The 15,830-nt window shown below is 66.0% G+C and carries 15 protein-coding genes; 8 read left to right on the top strand and 7 right to left on the bottom strand.

All coding sequences use genetic code 11. The features are described from left to right. Genes AC3WK8_RS01080 through AC3WK8_RS01100 form a run of 5 tightly spaced genes read left to right on the top strand, consistent with a single transcriptional unit; the run spans nt 1 to nt 5,125 of the window. Nucleotides 1–1,758 carry a bifunctional alpha/beta hydrolase/class I SAM-dependent methyltransferase gene (locus tag AC3WK8_RS01080; RefSeq protein WP_103324366.1) on the top strand — a complete coding sequence of 586 codons (1,758 nt, stop codon included), beginning with the start codon at nt 1–3 and terminating at the stop codon, nt 1,756–1,758. After that, on the top strand, nt 1,758–3,113 hold the full coding sequence (locus AC3WK8_RS01085) for a phosphatase PAP2/dual specificity phosphatase family protein (protein ID WP_103324446.1): 1,356 nt from the start codon (nt 1,758–1,760) through the stop codon (nt 3,111–3,113). The genes AC3WK8_RS01080 and AC3WK8_RS01085 overlap by 1 nt, the downstream gene beginning before the upstream one ends. After that, nucleotides 3,094–3,558, top strand: a complete 465-nt coding sequence (locus AC3WK8_RS01090) for a hypothetical protein (RefSeq protein ID WP_085594022.1) — start codon at nt 3,094–3,096, stop codon at nt 3,556–3,558. Before AC3WK8_RS01085 ends, AC3WK8_RS01090 begins: the two co-directional genes overlap by 20 nt. A 9-nt stretch (nt 3,559–3,567) precedes the next feature. Next, a complete protein-coding gene (locus AC3WK8_RS01095; protein WP_085594020.1) occupies nt 3,568–4,191 on the top strand; it encodes a lysophospholipid acyltransferase family protein in 624 nt (207 codons plus the stop codon). A gap of 1 nt (nt 4,192) precedes the next feature. Then, complete coding sequence (locus AC3WK8_RS01100) at nt 4,193–5,125, top strand: phosphatidate cytidylyltransferase (protein WP_053137755.1); 933 nt, start codon at nt 4,193–4,195, stop codon at nt 5,123–5,125. Nucleotides 5,126–5,185: 60 nt separating this feature from the next. On the opposite strand, the gene AC3WK8_RS01105 is transcribed toward AC3WK8_RS01100, so the two are convergent. After that, entirely contained in the window at nt 5,186–5,659 is a 474-nt protein-coding gene (locus tag AC3WK8_RS01105; RefSeq protein WP_085594606.1) for an Lrp/AsnC family transcriptional regulator, read from the bottom strand. 145 nt (nt 5,660–5,804) lie between these two features. Between AC3WK8_RS01105 and AC3WK8_RS01110 the strand changes: the two genes are divergently transcribed. Further along, on the top strand, nt 5,805–6,434 hold the full coding sequence (locus AC3WK8_RS01110) for a LysE family translocator (protein WP_031320755.1): 630 nt from the start codon (nt 5,805–5,807) through the stop codon (nt 6,432–6,434). A gap of 107 nt (nt 6,435–6,541) precedes the next feature. Here the strand turns inward: AC3WK8_RS01110 and AC3WK8_RS01115 are convergent, their stop codons facing one another. The 6 genes from AC3WK8_RS01115 to AC3WK8_RS01140 form a co-directional block, all read right to left on the bottom strand. Beyond that, a complete protein-coding gene (locus tag AC3WK8_RS01115) occupies nt 6,542–8,671 on the bottom strand; it encodes a hypothetical protein (protein WP_103324367.1) in 2,130 nt (709 codons plus the stop codon). Beyond that, nucleotides 8,658–9,860, bottom strand: coding sequence for a DUF3142 domain-containing protein (locus AC3WK8_RS01120; RefSeq protein ID WP_103324368.1), 1,203 nt, complete (start codon nt 9,858–9,860; stop codon nt 8,658–8,660). Before AC3WK8_RS01120 ends, AC3WK8_RS01115 begins: the two co-directional genes overlap by 14 nt. 161 nt (nt 9,861–10,021) lie before the next feature. Beyond that, nucleotides 10,022–12,064, bottom strand: a complete 2,043-nt coding sequence (locus tag AC3WK8_RS01125) for a pyridoxamine 5'-phosphate oxidase family protein (RefSeq protein ID WP_103324369.1) — start codon at nt 12,062–12,064, stop codon at nt 10,022–10,024. A gap of 21 nt (nt 12,065–12,085) precedes the next feature. Then, nucleotides 12,086–12,715 carry a glutathione S-transferase family protein gene (locus AC3WK8_RS01130; RefSeq protein WP_022641981.1) on the bottom strand — a complete coding sequence of 210 codons (630 nt, stop codon included), beginning with the start codon at nt 12,713–12,715 and terminating at the stop codon, nt 12,086–12,088. A 126-nt stretch (nt 12,716–12,841) separates the two neighbouring features. Then, on the bottom strand, nt 12,842–13,744 hold the full coding sequence (locus AC3WK8_RS01135; RefSeq protein ID WP_103324370.1) for a LysR family transcriptional regulator: 903 nt from the start codon (nt 13,742–13,744) through the stop codon (nt 12,842–12,844). A gap of 70 nt (nt 13,745–13,814) precedes the next feature. Then, complete coding sequence (locus tag AC3WK8_RS01140) at nt 13,815–14,135, bottom strand: hypothetical protein (RefSeq protein ID WP_103324371.1); 321 nt, start codon at nt 14,133–14,135, stop codon at nt 13,815–13,817. 614 nt (nt 14,136–14,749) lie between these two features. Between AC3WK8_RS01140 and AC3WK8_RS01145 the strand changes: the two genes are divergently transcribed. Beyond that, complete coding sequence (locus tag AC3WK8_RS01145; RefSeq protein WP_103324372.1) at nt 14,750–14,935, top strand: hypothetical protein; 186 nt, start codon at nt 14,750–14,752, stop codon at nt 14,933–14,935. Between the two features lie 142 nt (nt 14,936–15,077). Then, a complete protein-coding gene (locus AC3WK8_RS01150; protein WP_146043243.1) occupies nt 15,078–15,737 on the top strand; it encodes a hypothetical protein in 660 nt (219 codons plus the stop codon). The last annotated feature ends 93 nt before the right edge of the window (nt 15,738–15,830 follow it).

Raw genomic sequence — 15,830 nt, forward strand, 5'->3', positions numbered from 1 at the left:
ATGCGCGAAGCCCAACACCAGACGTTCCGGACCCATGATGGTGTCGAACTGTTCTACCGCCACTGGCCAGCCACCGAAGTGGCTCCTGGCGAGCCGCGCCAGGCGGTGATGCTGTTCCACCGCGGCCACGAGCACTCCGGGCGCATCGCCCACCTGGTGGACGAGCTGGACCTGCCGCACATCGATTTCTTCGCCTGGGATGCCCGGGGCCACGGCCAGTCTCCGGGTGCCCGGGGCGACAGCCCGAGCTTCGCCACCAGCGTGCGCGACGTGCAGACCTTCTGCGACCACCTGGGCAGCGCCCACCAGATCGCCGAGGAAAACATCGCCGTGGTGGCCCAGAGCGTCGGCGCGGTGATTGCCGCCACCTGGGTCCACGACTACGCGCCGCGGATCCGCTCCCTGGTGCTGGCCTCCCCGGCCTTCAAGGTCAAGCTCTACGTACCGTTCGCCCGTCCCGGCCTGGCCCTGATGCGGCGCTTTCGCGGCAACGTCTTCGTCAACAGCTACGTCAAGGCGCGCTTCTTGAGCCACGACCCGCAACGAGTCGAGAGCTATGACAGCGATCCGCTGATCACCAAGGCGATTTCGGTCAACGTCCTGCTGGGCCTGTATGAAGCGGCAGACCGGGTGGTGGCCGATGCCCAGGCGATCCAGGTGCCGACCCAGCTGCTGATCTCCGGCGCCGACTTCGTGGTGCATCGCAAGCCCCAGGAGCAGTTCTTCGAGCGCCTGGGCAGCCTGCGCAAGGAAAAGCACATCCTCCCCGGCTTCTTCCACGACACCCTGGGCGAAAAGGAACGCGCCCCGGCCATGGCCAGCATCCGCCGTTTCATCCTGCACAACTTCACCCTTCCTTTGCAGCGCCCTGCCCTGCTGGACGCCGACCGCCTGGGCGCCACCTGCGCCGAATCCGAGGCCCTGGCCGCGCCGCTGCCGCGCAACTCGCTGCGCGACCTGTACTGGCGGGCCACCCGCGCCAGCATGCGCCTGGGCAGCCAGTTATCGGCGGGGGTCAAGCTGGGGTTCGACACCGGCTTCGACTCCGGCAGCACCCTGGACTACGTCTACCGCAACCGCCCAACCGGGCATACCCCGGTGGGGCGCTTGATCGACCAGAACTACCTGAACTCCATCGGCTGGCGCGGCATTCGCCAGCGCAAGCTGCATGTGGAAGAACTGCTGCGCCTGGCCATGGAACAGCTGCGTGGGCAAGGCAGCGAGGTGCGCATCGTCGATATCGCCGCCGGCCATGGCCGCTATATCCTCGAGGCCCTGCAAGGCGTCGCGCCGCTGCCGGAATCGATCCTGTTGCGCGACTACAGCGACATCAACGTGCGCGACGGCAGCGCCCTGATCCAGGAAAAGGGCCTGGGCGACATCGCCCGCTTCGTCAAAGGCAACGCCTTCGATCGTGACGATCTCGCTGCCCTGGACCCCAAGCCGACCCTGGCGGTGGTTTCCGGCCTGTACGAGCTGTTCGCCGACAACCAGATGGTCGGCGACTCCCTGGCCGGGCTGGCCAGCGCCGTGGAGCCTGGCGGCTACCTGGTGTACACCGGCCAGCCCTGGCACCCGCAGCTGGAGCTGATCGCCCGGGCCCTGACCAGCCACCGCGAGGGCCAGGCCTGGGTCATGCGCCGCCGGACCCAGGCAGAGATGGACCAACTGGTGGAGGCCGCAGGCTTTCGCAAGGTGACGATGCGCGTGGATGAATGGGGCATCTTCAGCGTATCCCTGGCGCAGCGGGTGCAATGATGGCCACAGGCGCCCTGCCGGCGCGCGAACCCGGATTGCTCAAGCCCGCGGTGCTCTGGCTGCTGTTGCTGGCACCGTTGTTCTTCGGCACCTATGGCTTCGCCACCTGGGTCACTGCGCAGCGCGACGACGTCGCCAGCCTGGTCTTCGACTGGGAACGACACATGCCGTTCTGGGCCTGGACCATCGTCCCCTACTGGTCCATCGACCTGCTCTACGGCCTGTCATTGCTGCTGCCGCGCAGCCGCGACGAACTCAAGCGCCACGCCCTGCGCCTGCTCAGCGCCCAGGTGATCGCCGTCAGTTGCTTCCTGCTCTGGCCGCTGCGGTTCACCTTCCCCCGGCCGGAACTGGACGGGCTGTTCGGCTGGTTGTTCGCGGTGCTGGCGGGTTTCGACAAGCCCTTCAACCAGGCGCCGTCCCTGCACATCGCCCTGCTGGTGGTGCTGTGGGTCTGCTATGCGCGGCATATCCATGGAGCCTGGCGCTGGCTGGTGCATGGCTGGTTCGCGCTGATCGGGATTTCGGTACTGACCACTTATCAACACCACTTCATCGATGTGCCCACAGGCGCCCTGGCCGGCTGGCTGTGCGTCTGGTTGTGGCCGCTGGATCGTCCCAGCCCGCTGGCCAGCGCCCGCTTCAGCCATGACCCGCAGCGCCGCCGACTGGCCCTGCGCTATGCCCTGGGAGCTGCGGCATTCACCCTGGCGGCCTGGGCCTGGGGCGGCATCGGCCTGTGGCTGCTGTGGCCGGCGGTGGCGCTGCTGCTGGTGGCGGTGAACTATGCCTTGCTGGATGCCGCCGGCTTCCAGAAACGCGCCGATGGCCGCCTGAGCCCCGCCGCCCGCTGGCTGCTGGCGCCTTACCTGGCAGCGGCGTGGATCAACTCGCGGTTGTGGACAAGAAATCATCCACAACCGGACCAGGTTGTGGATAACGTCTGGCTGGGACGCTTGCCGACGCCGGCCGAACTGGGCGCCAGCCCGTTCGCCGCGGTGCTCGACCTGTGCGCCGAGCTATCCCTGGACGGCCGCTCGCTGGCGGCCTACCAGAGCCTGCCGCTGCTCGACCTGTGCGCGCCGAGCCCGGCCCAATGCCTGGCCGCGGCCCAGGCAATCGAGCGCCAGCGCCAGTGCGGCCCGCTACTGGTGTGCTGCGCCCTGGGTTATTCGCGCAGCGCCACGGCGATTGCCGCCTGGCTGTTGCACAGCGGACGCGCGGCCACGGTAGACAGCGCCCTGGTCCAGCTGCGCAGGGCGCGGCCGCAAATCGTCCTGCATGCCGCCCATCGCCAGGCCCTGGAAAGCCTGGCCAACGCCAGGAGCCAAGCCCATGCCCGCGCTCACCACTGACATGCAGTTGTACAGCGTCGCCAGCCTGCTGCGCCGAGGCCAGGCCCTGGACCAGTTATCCACAGGCCTGACGCTGCTCGGCGGCTTGTATGGCCTGGGCCAGTACCTGCTCGCCAGCGTCACCCTCGCCGGGCTGCTGCTGAGCCTCGCCCTGGTGGCCCTGGGGGTTGTGGAAAAGTACCTGGCACTGCGAGTGGCCTTCGATGCCGACCTGTTCCAGCGGGTGGCCGATGCCCCGACCTCCCTGGAGCACAGCACCCGCGCCCTGGACCAGGCCCTGAGCGCGCTCGGCCTGCAACCGGCCGAGCGCGGCGGACGGCCCTGGCACGAACGCAGCCAGGGTGCCCTGGGCCTGCTGCGGCGCCAGGCGCTGCTGCTGGCGACCCAAGTGCTGGTGCTGTTGAGCGTGATCCTGATCAGCCCCTGGCTGGCCTTTGCCGGATAAGGAATGCCCATGTTCGAACCCCTGGTTGCCAATCTCATCACCTCCGCCGCCCGCAGCATCACCGGCGCCCGCAGCCTGTGGCTGGGCTCGGCGCCGCAGGCGGTGCAACGCATCTACTTCGCCAACCACAGCAGCCACGGCGACTTCGTGCTGCTGTGGGCCTCGCTGCCGCCGGCACTGCGACGCCTGACCCGCCCCGTGGCCGGCGCCGACTACTGGCAGAAAAGCGGCGTGCGGCGCTACATCATCAACCGGGTGTTCAACGGCGTATTGATCGACCGCGAGCGCAAGGAGGCTGTGGATAACAACCCCCTGCAGCCGATGCTCGATGCCCTGGGGCAGGGCGATTCGCTGATCATCTTTCCCGAGGGCACACGCAACCCGGAAGATGGCCTGCTGCCGTTCAAGAGCGGCCTGTATCACCTGGCCAAGCGTTATCCACAGGTGGAGGTGATCCCGGTGTGGATCGCCAACCTCAACCGGGTCATGCCCAAGGGACGCTTCCTGCCCTTGCCGCTGCTGTGCACCACCAGTTTCGGCGCGCCCCTGGCGGTGGAAGACGGCGAAAGCAAGGAAGACTTTCTCGAACGCAGCCGCGCCGCGCTGCTGGCCCTGGCTCCGGAGCACGCCTGAAATGGATAAGCAGACCCTGATGTTGTTCGGCGGCATTGGCGCCATCCTGGTGCTGGCCTCGCTGATCGGATTGATCCTCAAGTGGCGTACCCGGGGCAGCCCCAACCCGGTGATCGACAACCTCAACGCGCGGATCAACGCCTGGTGGGTGATGGTGCTGGTGATCGGCATCGCCTTCTGGCTGGGCACCGCGGCGGTGATCCTGCTGTTCTATGCCGTGTCGTTCTATGCCCTGCGCGAGTTCCTGACCCTGACCCCGACCCGGCGCAGCGACTACCCGGCGCTGGTGGCGGCGTTCTACCTGGCCCTGCCCCTGCAGTACCTGTTGATCTACTCGGACTGGTACGGGCTGTTCTCGATCTTCATCCCGGTGTACGTGTTCCTGCTGCTGCCGATCCTCGCCTCCCTGGGCGGCGACAGCACGCACTTCCTGGAGCGCGCCTCCAAGGTCCAGTGGGGCCTGATGATCGCGGTGTTCTGCGTATCCTTCGTCCCGGCCCTGCTGACCCTGGACATCGCCGGCTACGAGGGCCGCAACCTGCTGCTGATCGCCTACCTGGTGATCGTGGTGCAGCTTTCGGACGTGTTGCAGTACGTCTGTGGAAAACTCTTCGGCAAGCGCAAGATCGCCCCCAACCTGTCGCCGTCCAAGACCGTCGAGGGTTTTGTCGGCGGCATCCTGCTGGCCTCGCTGATCGGCGGCGCGCTGTGGTGGATCACCCCGTTCAGCATCTGGCAGTCGTTCCTCATCGCCCTGCTGATCAACCTGCTGGGTTTTGCCGGCGGCATCGTGATGTCGGCGATCAAGCGCGATCGCGGGGTCAAGGACTGGGGACACATGATCGAAGGCCACGGCGGCATGCTCGATCGCCTGGACTCGGTGTGCTTCGCCGCACCGATCTTCTTCCACCTGGTGCGCTACTGGTGGACCTGACCGGGCACTAGCAGCTTGCCCTGTGGCGAGCGTGCGCAAGCACCCTCGCCACGAACCAGGTCAGCCCGGCAGGTGGCCCAGCGGCAAGGGGCCTGGAGTCTTCACCGTGTGGATCGCGAAGTTGCTGCGGATATCGCTGACCCCCGGGATCTTCAGCAGTTGGCCGGTAAGAAAGCGGTCGTAACCCCGCAGGTCGGGCACCACCACTTGCAGCAGGAAGTCCGACTCGCCGGATACCAGGAATGCCGAGATCACCTCCGGCAACTGCAACACCGCCTGGCGGAAGGCTTCGGCTTCCGCATCGTTGTGCCGCTCGACCTTGACCCCGACGAACACCGTCAGCCCAAGCCCCACTTCATCCCGGGCCAGGACCGCCTGGTAGCCGCGGATCACCCCGGCCTCCTCCAGCATCCGTACCCGGCGCAGGCAGGGCGATGGCGACAGGCCGATCTCCTGCGCCAGTTGCACATTGCTCAGGCGGCCGTCGCGCTGCAGGGCGGCGAGGATCTTGCGGTCGTAGGCGTCGAGTTTAATGTTTGGCATATCTGGCTGGTCCCTTGGCTGAATCCTGGAAGATTATGCCAACTTCTGCTTCTTTGCTGGCTGATTACGCAAGCACCTGCCCTGCCCTCCAGCCCTAAACTGTGGGCACCGACTCGACAACGAATGGGGGTGCAAGGTGGCGCAACTGTGGATGTTTTTCCTGGCCCTGGCGGTGGTCTACCTGCTGCCCGGGCCCGACATGATCCTGCTGTTGCAGACCGGCGCCCGCCAGGGCAAGGCCCAGGCCTTGGCCACGGCCCTGGGCCTGGCCATCTCCCGGGGCTGCCATGTGGCCCTGGCGGCCCTGGGGTTGGCGGCGCTGTTCAAGGCCGCGCCCTGGACCTTCGACGTGGTGCGCCTGGCCGGTGCGGCCTACCTGCTGTGGATCGGCATCCAGTGCCTGAGGAGCAACCTGCTGCCCGCGCTGGACGGCAGCGGCGCGGCGGCCACGCCCTTGCGCTGGCGCCAGGCGATCCAGCGCGGAGTGCTGACCAACCTGCTGAACCCCAAGGCCCTGCTGTTCTGCTCGGTGCTGTTGCCGCAGTTCGTCGATCCCCAGGCCGGGGCGGTGGCGCCACAGTTCATTACCCTGGGCGTGTTACTGGTGGGCGTCGGTGGGCTGTTCGACTGCTGCTACGCCCTGGCCGGCGCCGGGCTGGGTCGCTGGATGCAACGCAGCCCTTCGGCGCAACGCCTGCAGCAATGGCTGTTCGGCAGCCTGCTGATCGGCTTCGCCCTGCGCCTGACCTTCGTCCAGCAAGCCTGATTTGGCCATAGGGCATCAGGCAAACCGTACGACCTGGCCTGGCGCGCAGCGCCCTTAAAACCAGGCACCGCGATCCAACAGGCATACCGCGCAACCCGATCTGGCGGCTATGCCTTCCGGCGGCGGATCAGGTAGGCGCCGCCCAGCAGCAGGAGCGCCGCGCCACCGGCGCTGGCCAGCTTGTGCTGCCCGAGGCTGGAGCGGGTGGCGTCGATCCACTGGGTCACATAGCGCTTGTTGGCGCTGCCGAAGTCCGGCTCCTGGCAGTTCATGCCGAAGTTGCCGGCCCACTCCACGAACGGCCCGTGCTCCACGTAGCGCTTGTAGTAGTCGATCTCCAGGTCCGAGCCCCGTGTCCAGCGCGCAGCCTTGCACAGCACCGCAGCGAAGGCCTGGCTGGTGTGCGGCAGGTAATCCGCCGCGCGGTTGCCCAGTTCCCCGGCCACGTAGCGATAGTGATAGCGCACATCAGGCTCGGCGGTACTGGCCTGCTGGCGCTGCACTTCGTCGGCGCTGAGGAAAGGCCCGGCCTGCACCGGTGGGATCTCCAGGTTATAGCTGCCCCAGAGGCTGTGGTAATCCGGCCCCATCTCGTAGCCAAGGATCTCCATGCCCGAGGTCCGCGCCAACTGGCCGGCCTGATAGTAGGCCTCGGCACGGCGGGTAGGAAGCCAGGCCGACTCGGCCCGCTCGCGATACTCGCCGTAGGCCTTGGCGATGGCCTGGCGCTCGGGACTGTCGAAATAGCCCCAGCCTTCCTGGTAACGGCCTTCGCGTAGCAGGCGCCGTCCCAGCAGCTCGCGTAGCTGCGCGGCGATCGGCAAGTGCTCGTAGTAGTCGTCCGCCTGCTTGGGCGTCGGTGGCGGCGCCGGGACCTGGGCGTCGACGAAACGCTTGAGTTCATCCACGGTCAACACCCGCTCCGCCACGGTCGCCGCGTCGTGCCAGTAGATCTCGCCACTGCGGTAGAGCAACTCGAACGCCTGCACGTAGTCGCCACGCTCCAGGGCCAGCACGGCGCTTTCGCCTTCTACCCGGCAGCCCGGCTTGAGGTCTTCGTAGTTGCCATCGTAGTCGCCGCGAAAGCCCCAGTTCTCATCCCGGGGAAAGGCCGCGGAGGCCTTGGCGTAGGCGGCCGCGGCGGCCACCTTGTCACCGTCGCGCACGGCCATCTTGGCCCGCAGCCACCAGGCCAGGCCGCCATCGCCGGCGTGCTCGAGCAAGAGCTTGGTGGTGGCGAAATCGCCATTCTGGTAATTCAGCGCCGCCAGCCGGTCGGCATTGTCGAAACTGCCGGCGGTGCCCTGGCTCAAGAGCTTGATCAGGTTGCGCTCGGAGTCCGGCTTTTCGCCAAAGGACCATCCCTGGTGGGACACCAGCGAAGCGGTGAGCAGGCGCGCCACCGCAGGCTTCTTGAGTTGCTCCAGCAACTGCTCGTCTGGCAGGCTGCCCAGCTCGTTCACCACTTGTTTCAGGGAGCTGTAGCCAACCTCCGAGCCCTGCAGGCTCTGGCTGGCATACAGGTCGATGGCCTGGCTCCAGTCCCCCTGGTCCTTGAGGATCCGGGCCTCTTCGCCGAGGCTGGCGATGCCCAGTTCCAGCGGGTCGCTGAAGCCGTCGACGCTCAGCTGGCGCGCCTGGATGAATGCCTGGCGCGCCGCCTGCAAGGTCTCGCGCCGGCCCTGCTCGTCCAGTTCGTTGGCTTCTGCATGGATGGACCTAAAGGCCCGGCCCAGGGAATAGGCGGCCCAGGTACTGCGCAATGCGCGCTGTTGAGTCGGCAGCTCCAGCACCTTGCGGAAATACTCCGCAGCCAGTTGGCTGTCCCCGGCATTGAAAGCCACCGCACCGGCGGTATAGAGGCGGATCTCGGCCGGCAAGCTGGCGCCCTGCTGCTCGGCGGCGCGGCCGTCGTCGAGCTTGCGCAACTGGCCGACCAGGGTCCGCTGCGCCTCGTCCAACCCCTGTTGTTCCGCCCAGTTACGCTGCTGCACCTCGTAGCTCTCGGGCAGGCTGTAGTCGGAGTTGAAGGCGTCCTTGGCCACCGGCTTGAGCCCGGCAACGGCCTGGCCCAGGCGGCTGATCTCGAACTTGAAGCTGCCTTCGGGCAGTTCCGCCAGGGTTTGCGGACGGTCCGCAAGCAGGCGCATGGGGAAAGTCGGCCCGCACGCCAGGGCCGGAGCCAGGGGCAGGAACAGACTCAGGCACAACAGGTGGCGAGATCTAGGGACGAACATGCACAGCTCCTTGGTCAATTTTTGTACAGCGGGCCCAACCCACGGCCCGGGTGCCACCTGCCGCCAGGCGGCCGGTCTGCTGGCGGGTCAGTAGCAGCTGGCCGTCGCGTAACTGGGCGGTATAGCCACCCAGCCCGTCGAATCCGTCGCATTGGGCAATGGCCAGGGACAGTTGTTCAGGCAGGAGACGATCGAGGTTGCCCGAGTTGCTCAAGCGAATGTCGAACAAGCCATCCTGCTCAGTCAGGCCGATGTCCAGCCGGCTGGCCAATACCTCGCCCCGGGCCACCGCCTTGAGGGTGTCCAGGCTCCAGGCCCGGACATCACCCTTGAGCGGCAGGCGAAACCAGATCAAGCCGACCAGGTGCGCCGGCGGATCGTTGCGCAGGGTCTTGGCCAGCAGGCTCAGTTGTTCGGGGTCGGCCATCAGTTCGCGACGTTCGCCGCGCTGGGCGATGGGCGCCTCGCTCTCCACCAGCGGCGCGCCCTCACCGCCTGCCAGCAGGGCCACGCCATAGGCGGGTAGAGCCAGGTAGAAGGGTTTGTCGGTGACCTGCGCCCAGCGCCGGGCCCATTGCTCGGCTTGCCCGGGGTCGAACAGGCCCTTGCGCGGGTCGCTCACCGCATGCACCTGGAGCACGCTGCCATCGACCTGGGCCAGCAGCCTCGGCAATTCAGAGCTGCCAAGCCAGGCCGGAAGCGCGGTGATGCTCAGGGCCAGGGACGCCGGTAACCGGGCCCGCAAGCGCGCCAGCAACGCGGCATAACCCGGCAGCCGCGCGGTGGCGGCATCGTGATCGATCTCCAGGCCGGCCAGGACCAGGCCCTGCCCTTGCCAATCGGCCAGCAGTTGCTGCACCTGGGTGAGGATTTCGTCCTGGTCCAGCGCTGGCAACTGCCCATCGAGGCGAACTACCGCGATCAGCCGCCGGCCATCCTGGCGCAGCATATCGGCATCGATCCGCGCCCGACTCCAGCCAGCCTGTGGAAAAGCCTGCAAGGCCAGCACCCGGACTGTGGAAAAGTCTGCCCGGGACCCCGCCAGGGCCGCAGCGTGGGCCTGGGTCCACTGGCGTTGCCAGATGTACAGCTGTTGATCCAGCGCGGGCGCCTGCTCCCGGCGGCAGGCGCTGAGCGACAGCCCGCAAAGGAACACGGCGCAGAGACGGAGCAGAACCCGGGGGAGCATGGATCGTTGATTCCCTTTAACGCTGAAAACCCTGGAACATCGCCGGGTCGATAGGCCCGGCAACCGCCACCCGCAGCCTGCGGCAGCGGCGAGAAAATTCGCGTCAGCCTACGCAGGGGGCGGGTTGGCGGCAATCGTCGGGAAGGATTTTTTTCTTCGTTCTACAGGTCCAGCACCAGGGGTGAAGATGAGTTATCCACAGCAGCGGGAACCGCGCAGCAGATCAGCACCTGCCCGGCTTCCGGCAACTGCGCCGGGGGCTGTGGATAATTGACCTGGCCACTGAGCAGGCGAGTCTGGCAGGTGCCGCAAGAACCACCCCGGCAACTGAATTCCGGGTGCAGGCCGGCGCGCTCCGCCAGTTGCAGCAGGCTGCCGCCAGCGGGTTGCCAGTGATGTACCAGGCCAGAACGCTCAAAGCGCACCGGCACCGTGCTCGTGGCCGCCGCCGGCTGCTGCAACGGCACGGCCTGGGCATCGGGCCGCCGACGCAGGGTCGAGGGACCGAAGGTCTCGGCATGGATCTGCCGATCGTCGATATCCAGGTCCCGCAACTGGTCGTACAACGCCTGGGTGAAGGCACCGGGACCACACAGCACGAAATCCACGGCGTCGTAGTCATCCAGTTGCAGATGCTCAAGCACCAGCCGGGTGTCGATCCGCCCCTGCCGATCGAAGGTCACGCCCGGCTGCGCCGTCGCCTCCGGCTGGCTAAGCAGGCGCAGCACCTGCAGCGCCTCCCCGACTTGTTCACCGAGGGTTCGCAGCTCCCCGGCAAAGGGCTGTTCGGCAAGAGTGCGCGAGCCCAGGAACAACCAGGTGGGGCGCATGCGCCGGGTACGCAGGCCTTGGTAGACCACCTCGCGCAGCATCGACAGCAAGGGCGTGATACCCACCCCGGCCGCCAGCAGTACCAGTGGTCGCAGCCCGTGGGGGTCGATGCTGAACTGGCCCTGGGGCGCCCTGGCGTGCAGCAGGTCGCCCACCTCGACCCCATCGTGCAGGTAGCTGGACACCCGCCCTTCGCGCTTGACGCTGATGCGCAGGAATCCATCGGACGGGGCGCTGGACAGGCTGTAGGTGCGGATCAGCGGCTGTGGGTCGAGCCCGATCCGCAACGGCAGGTGCTGGCCGGGCAGGAAAGACGGCAAGCCCGCGCCGTCCGCCGGTTCCAGGTAGAACGAACGGATGTTGCGGCTTTCATCCTCGATCCGCACCACCCGCAGCGGCCGCCATTGCTTGCCCAGGGCCTGGGCCCGCAGGCGCGCCTCGGCCTCGAGCCAGGAGCCGGTCAGCAGGCTGTTGGGGGACACCCCGCGCAACGGCCCACGCAGGGACAAGGCCGCCGGGCGCCGCACCATGCGCTCCACCTTGACCCGCCACAGCCGCTCGGCCCCCTGGAAGGCACTGACCAGTGGACCGTCGAGGATGATCTGGGTGGAGCCGGTGAGCTGCAGCAGCTCGCCGCTGTGGAAATCGATGAACAACAGGCCGGCCCGAGGGTTGAGCAGCAGGTTGCCCAGGGTGTTGAAATGCAGGTTGCCGGCGAAATCCGGGATGGTCAGGCAATCGCCCTCGACCCGGACGAAACCGGCCTGGCCGCCACGGTGGGATACATCCACCGAACGCTGGCCCTCCAAATCGACGTAGCTGGCGACGAAGAAGGTGTCTGCGGCAGCGATCAATGCCCGCGCCGCATCGTCCAGGCCCCGGTGATGCTGGGCCGGGCGGCTGGCGGGGTCGCCCAGGGGCACCTGTTGCAGCTCGCGCAGCTGGATGTACTGCGGGCAGTTGCCGAAGGACTGCTGCACCCTCACCTCGAACCCCTGGGCGTCGAGGGTGGCGATCTGCCCGTTGAGGCGGTTACGCCGCCGGGTATGCAACTCGATCCCCAACAGGCCCAGCGCCGCGCCCTCGTGCAACTGCAACGGGTCATCGCTGGCCGGCAGGCGGTCCAGGCGCAGCCGGGTGTCCTGCGGGGCCCGGGCAAAACCGGGGGGCCCTTCGAGAATGCTCGCCCACGGGCTGCCATCGGCATCCACCGCGCCCACCAGGATGAACGGCAGCTGTTGGTAAAACTGCCGATGCTGGTCGGGCATGGCCTGGCGGATGACCTTGGCCCCGAAGGCTTCCATGCGCTCGGCCACCCCGGCCTGGGCCTGCAACTGCCGTTCACCGGCGTGCCAGGGCGACTGGGTGCTCATGCAAACCTCCCTCGGGGCGCCTCAGGCGCTTTTCAGGCCCGCCGCCGTGGATGGCATGGCGACGAAACCCGGCAGGGCTTCGATGCGTTCCAGCCAGGCACGCACATGGGGGTAGTCGGCCAGCGACACGTTGCCCTCCGGCGCGTGGGCGATGTAGCTGTAGCCGGCGACATCGGCGATGGTCGCCTGCTGGCCGACCAGGAACGGCCTGCCGGCCAGTTCCTGGTCCATGACCTTGAGCAGGACATGGGCGCGGGCGATGACTTCCTCGGGGTTGAAGGTTGCGCCGAATACGGTGATCAAGCGTGCCGCCGCCGGCCCGAAGGCGATCGGCCCCGCGGCCACCGACAACCAGCGCTGCACCTGCGCCGCTCCCACTGGATCGGTGGGCAGCCAGCGACCATCGCCATAGCGCTGCGCCAGGTACACCAGGATGGCGTTGGAATCGGCGATCACCACGCCCTGGTCGTCGATGACCGGCACCTGGCCAAAGGCGTTGAGGGCCAGGAACTCGGGCTGCTTGTGGGCACCCTTGGCCAGGTCGACGAAAATCGTTTCGACCGGCAACTCCAACAGGGACAGCATCAGCTCGACGCGGTGGGCATGGCCGGAGCGAGGAAAGTTGTAGAACTTGATGGCGGGCTGGGACATGGACGACTCCACGGGCAGGTGCACGGTCGAAGCGCCGCGCTGGAGGGGCTATCTTCCTGCCAGGGCAAAAACAACAGAATCACCAGAAATCACAAACCATCATTTCATCTGATGAAACAATCTTGCTCAAGGATTGAGCGATGGATGCTCGCGCAGGGCCTGTACCGCGAAATCGACGAAGCTGCGCACCCGCGCTGGCGCCTTGCGCCCACCCTGGTACACCACATGGATGGGCAAGGGAGGCTGCTCGAAGGCCTCGAGGACGATTTCCAGCTGCCCTGCCGCGACCTTGTCGGCCACTTGATATGACAGCACCCGGGTCAGGCCCAGCCCCAGGCCGGCGGCGGTGATGGCGGCCTGGCTGGCGCTCACCAGCAAGCGAGGCTCGGGGCGAATGCTCAAGGCGCGGCCGGCGACGTTGAACTGCCAGTTGCGCGCCTGGCCAATGGAAGACGGAGCGATCACCGGCGCCTGGCGCAAGTCTTCGGGGTGCTGCGGTCGGCCATGGTTGGCCAGGAATGCCGCAGAGGCGCAGATCACCCGGCGTACCTCACCGACGCGGATGCTGTGCTGGCCGCTGTCCGGCAGCTCGCCGATGCGTACTGCCACGTCGATGCCCTCGTCCACCATGTTGGCCATCCGATCCACCAACAAGGCGTTGACGCTGACCTGTGGATAACGTTGCAGGTAGCGCACCAGCAGCGGGGTGACGAAGAGTTCGCCGAATAGCACCGGCGCAGTCAGGCTCAGTTGGCCCCGGGGCTGGGCATGGATGCCGGCAGCCGAGGCCTCGGCATCCTGGACCTCGGCGAGGATGCGTCGGCAATCCTCCAGGTAGCGTTGCCCGGCTTCGCTCAGGTGCACATTGCGCGTGGTACGCACCAGCAACTGGGTGCCGATGCGTTGCTCCAGGGCCGCCACGGCCCGGGTGACGCTGGCCGCCGACAGGTTCAGGCGCCGCGCCGCGGCAGCGAACCCCTGCTCCTGGGCGACACAGACGAACACCTGCATTTCCTGAAATCTGTCCATGGCTTATCTCGAATGGCGGCGCCCAGCCGACGGGCGCCACGAGCCAGCAGCATAATCCACCGCCATGGCGTCAGGGGGCGCACCAGGTCTGCACATCGTGCCGATGGAATCCCGGGCACCGGTTGTTTTTGGCGATCAACCTATACGGCTGGTCTTCAGCATAGGAAAAGTAGAAGTAGTACTGCCGATCCTCCCCGTACACCCAGTAGGAAGATGAGCCCTGGTTGATCAGGGTCGGTTCAAAGGTCCAGATCGAGGACTCCGCCGGAATGAAGTTGTCCCGATCCATCAGCAGCAACAGGCCATTGGACAGCACCGGCGTCAGCGTCCCCAGCCCCAGGACAACCAGGATCAGCACGATTATCCATCCATGAATCAAGCGAAGCTTCATTGGTTTTCCATCCGCTGGATAAAAGTATCGACCTGGGAGCAGGCCAGGGCGCAACAGCTGTGAAGCTGCCTAGTTTTTGCGAAAACCCGGCGTAAGTCGATCCTGCGCCACTCAAGCAGGTCTTTTGGCAGGGGCCGGCCGGGATTATCCAGAGCCCGGGTAGCGGCGTGAATCCATGGGGTTCAGTGAAAAAGCCCAGGGAGAGGTAAAGGCGCATGGACAAAAAAGGGAGCCTGGACAGGCTCCCTGTTGGTTGCAGCAGTTGCCGTTATCTACAGCCGGGTGAATTTAGTGAATAAAAACTGTCGCTAAAGGGTCCCATTTTCCGGGGCCTTCAGCTTTGCTTTGAGGAAACGCAAAACTGTCGCAGCTTCCAATAACCCCGTTCGATCACATTTTCTAGAGAATTAAAACTGTCGCAGCCAGAAACCAACGCGGCTTTCACAAAGCCCGCGGGTGGGCAAGAGCCACAGGCAAGAGAAGGCCAGCCTGCAGAAGATCCGCGGCGAGTGGCGGATTCCTGCGATAACCGGCCCACCGGAGGTAGACTCGCCGCCACCTCAGCCCGGGGCAAGGCCGCCGGGGCCATTTACCCCGCATGGAGCGCGTTCCCCTTGAACAAGATCAACCCCCTGTTGATGCCGCTGCTGATCATCATACTGGTCGGCATCGGCTCTGCCGTCGTCTTCTACGCGGTAGGCGAGAGGTACAACCGTAACGGCGAGTTCGGTTTCGGCTGCTCGGTCCTCACCCTGGTGTACTTCCTGCACCGCAGGTGGGCCCGCCAAACTCCTGCGTAACCGTTGCCTCGTTAAATTTAGTGCAGGCGTGAATAGTGCGCCGCGTCTATTCAGAGCGGCATATGATTGCGCCGCACTTTGGGTTGAATGGGCGGCCACGACGATCGCTCACAGCCCGCCAACACACACTGAGGACCCATACGTGTCGAATAAACTGGAAGTTTCGGAAGACCAAAAAGAGATGATCGATTCGTGGGAGGAGAAGCTCTCCGTCCTGTTCGGCGGCGAGGTTCCTGACCGTGCCGAGTGGCACACCCCGGACGAGATCGCTGCGGTATTCGCTGCAATGCAAGGCAAAGACGCCCACGTCTTCCTCCCAGGTGGTGGCGGTGACGAGATCTTGAACTCCCGCGTTACTGGCGATGGCCTACTGGAGTGGTCGGGCAGCACCAGTTCCCTGGACAACTATGCGACCGTGGTAAACCCGGTTCGCCTGACCTTCTGGAACCCGGGCAACCAGACGCATGAGGCTAACTTCGTGCTCGAGGTCGGCTCGCTGCCTGCAGGCTGCCCTACTGGCTACACCAACGATGCCGGCGTCGAGGAGTGCGTGGAATTGTCGAAAGGCCGCTATGCCCCGCGTTCTGCCTGGGATAACAGCGAATACCAGGGCAAAGACCTGCCGGCTTCTGCCCGCCTTGTGATCCGTGCCACCAAGCCGGCGCGCTATGCGCTGTTCGGCAAGGGCTCGATCTACAACCAATTCAAAGATCGCGGTTTTGACGCCTACAGCGCGTTCCACAATGACGCAGCGGCCTTCGAGAAGATCGTTGCTGATATGGCGTTGATCGAAGTCACCTGATCTTCTGGTAACGAAACGCCCCGGGTTTAAACCGGGGCGTTTTCTTTTGTGCGTCCCAGAGCCCCTCATCAAAGCGCTAAGTTAGAATCCAGA

The sequence above is a fragment of the Pseudomonas sp. FW507-12TSA genome (genome assembly GCF_058781435.1).

Excerpts from the sequence above, each read along its gene's own strand:
- AC3WK8_RS01080 (WP_103324366.1), top strand. The coding sequence starts at position 1 with ATGCGCGAAGCCCAACACCAGACGTTCCGGACCCATGATGGTGTCGAA.
- AC3WK8_RS01085 (WP_103324446.1), top strand. The coding sequence starts at position 1,758 with ATGGCCACAGGCGCCCTGCCGGCGCGCGAACCCGGATTGCTCAAGCCC.
- AC3WK8_RS01090 (WP_085594022.1), top strand. The coding sequence starts at position 3,094 with ATGCCCGCGCTCACCACTGACATGCAGTTGTACAGCGTCGCCAGCCTG.
- AC3WK8_RS01095 (WP_085594020.1), top strand. The coding sequence starts at position 3,568 with ATGTTCGAACCCCTGGTTGCCAATCTCATCACCTCCGCCGCCCGCAGC.
- AC3WK8_RS01100 (WP_053137755.1), top strand. The coding sequence starts at position 4,193 with ATGGATAAGCAGACCCTGATGTTGTTCGGCGGCATTGGCGCCATCCTG.
- AC3WK8_RS01115 (WP_103324367.1), bottom strand. The coding sequence starts at position 8,671 with ATGTTCGTCCCTAGATCTCGCCACCTGTTGTGCCTGAGTCTGTTCCTG.
- AC3WK8_RS01120 (WP_103324368.1), bottom strand. The coding sequence starts at position 9,860 with ATGCTCCCCCGGGTTCTGCTCCGTCTCTGCGCCGTGTTCCTTTGCGGG.
- AC3WK8_RS01125 (WP_103324369.1), bottom strand. The coding sequence starts at position 12,064 with ATGAGCACCCAGTCGCCCTGGCACGCCGGTGAACGGCAGTTGCAGGCC.
- AC3WK8_RS01130 (WP_022641981.1), bottom strand. The coding sequence starts at position 12,715 with ATGTCCCAGCCCGCCATCAAGTTCTACAACTTTCCTCGCTCCGGCCAT.
- AC3WK8_RS01135 (WP_103324370.1), bottom strand. The coding sequence starts at position 13,744 with ATGGACAGATTTCAGGAAATGCAGGTGTTCGTCTGTGTCGCCCAGGAG.
- AC3WK8_RS01140 (WP_103324371.1), bottom strand. The coding sequence starts at position 14,135 with ATGAAGCTTCGCTTGATTCATGGATGGATAATCGTGCTGATCCTGGTT.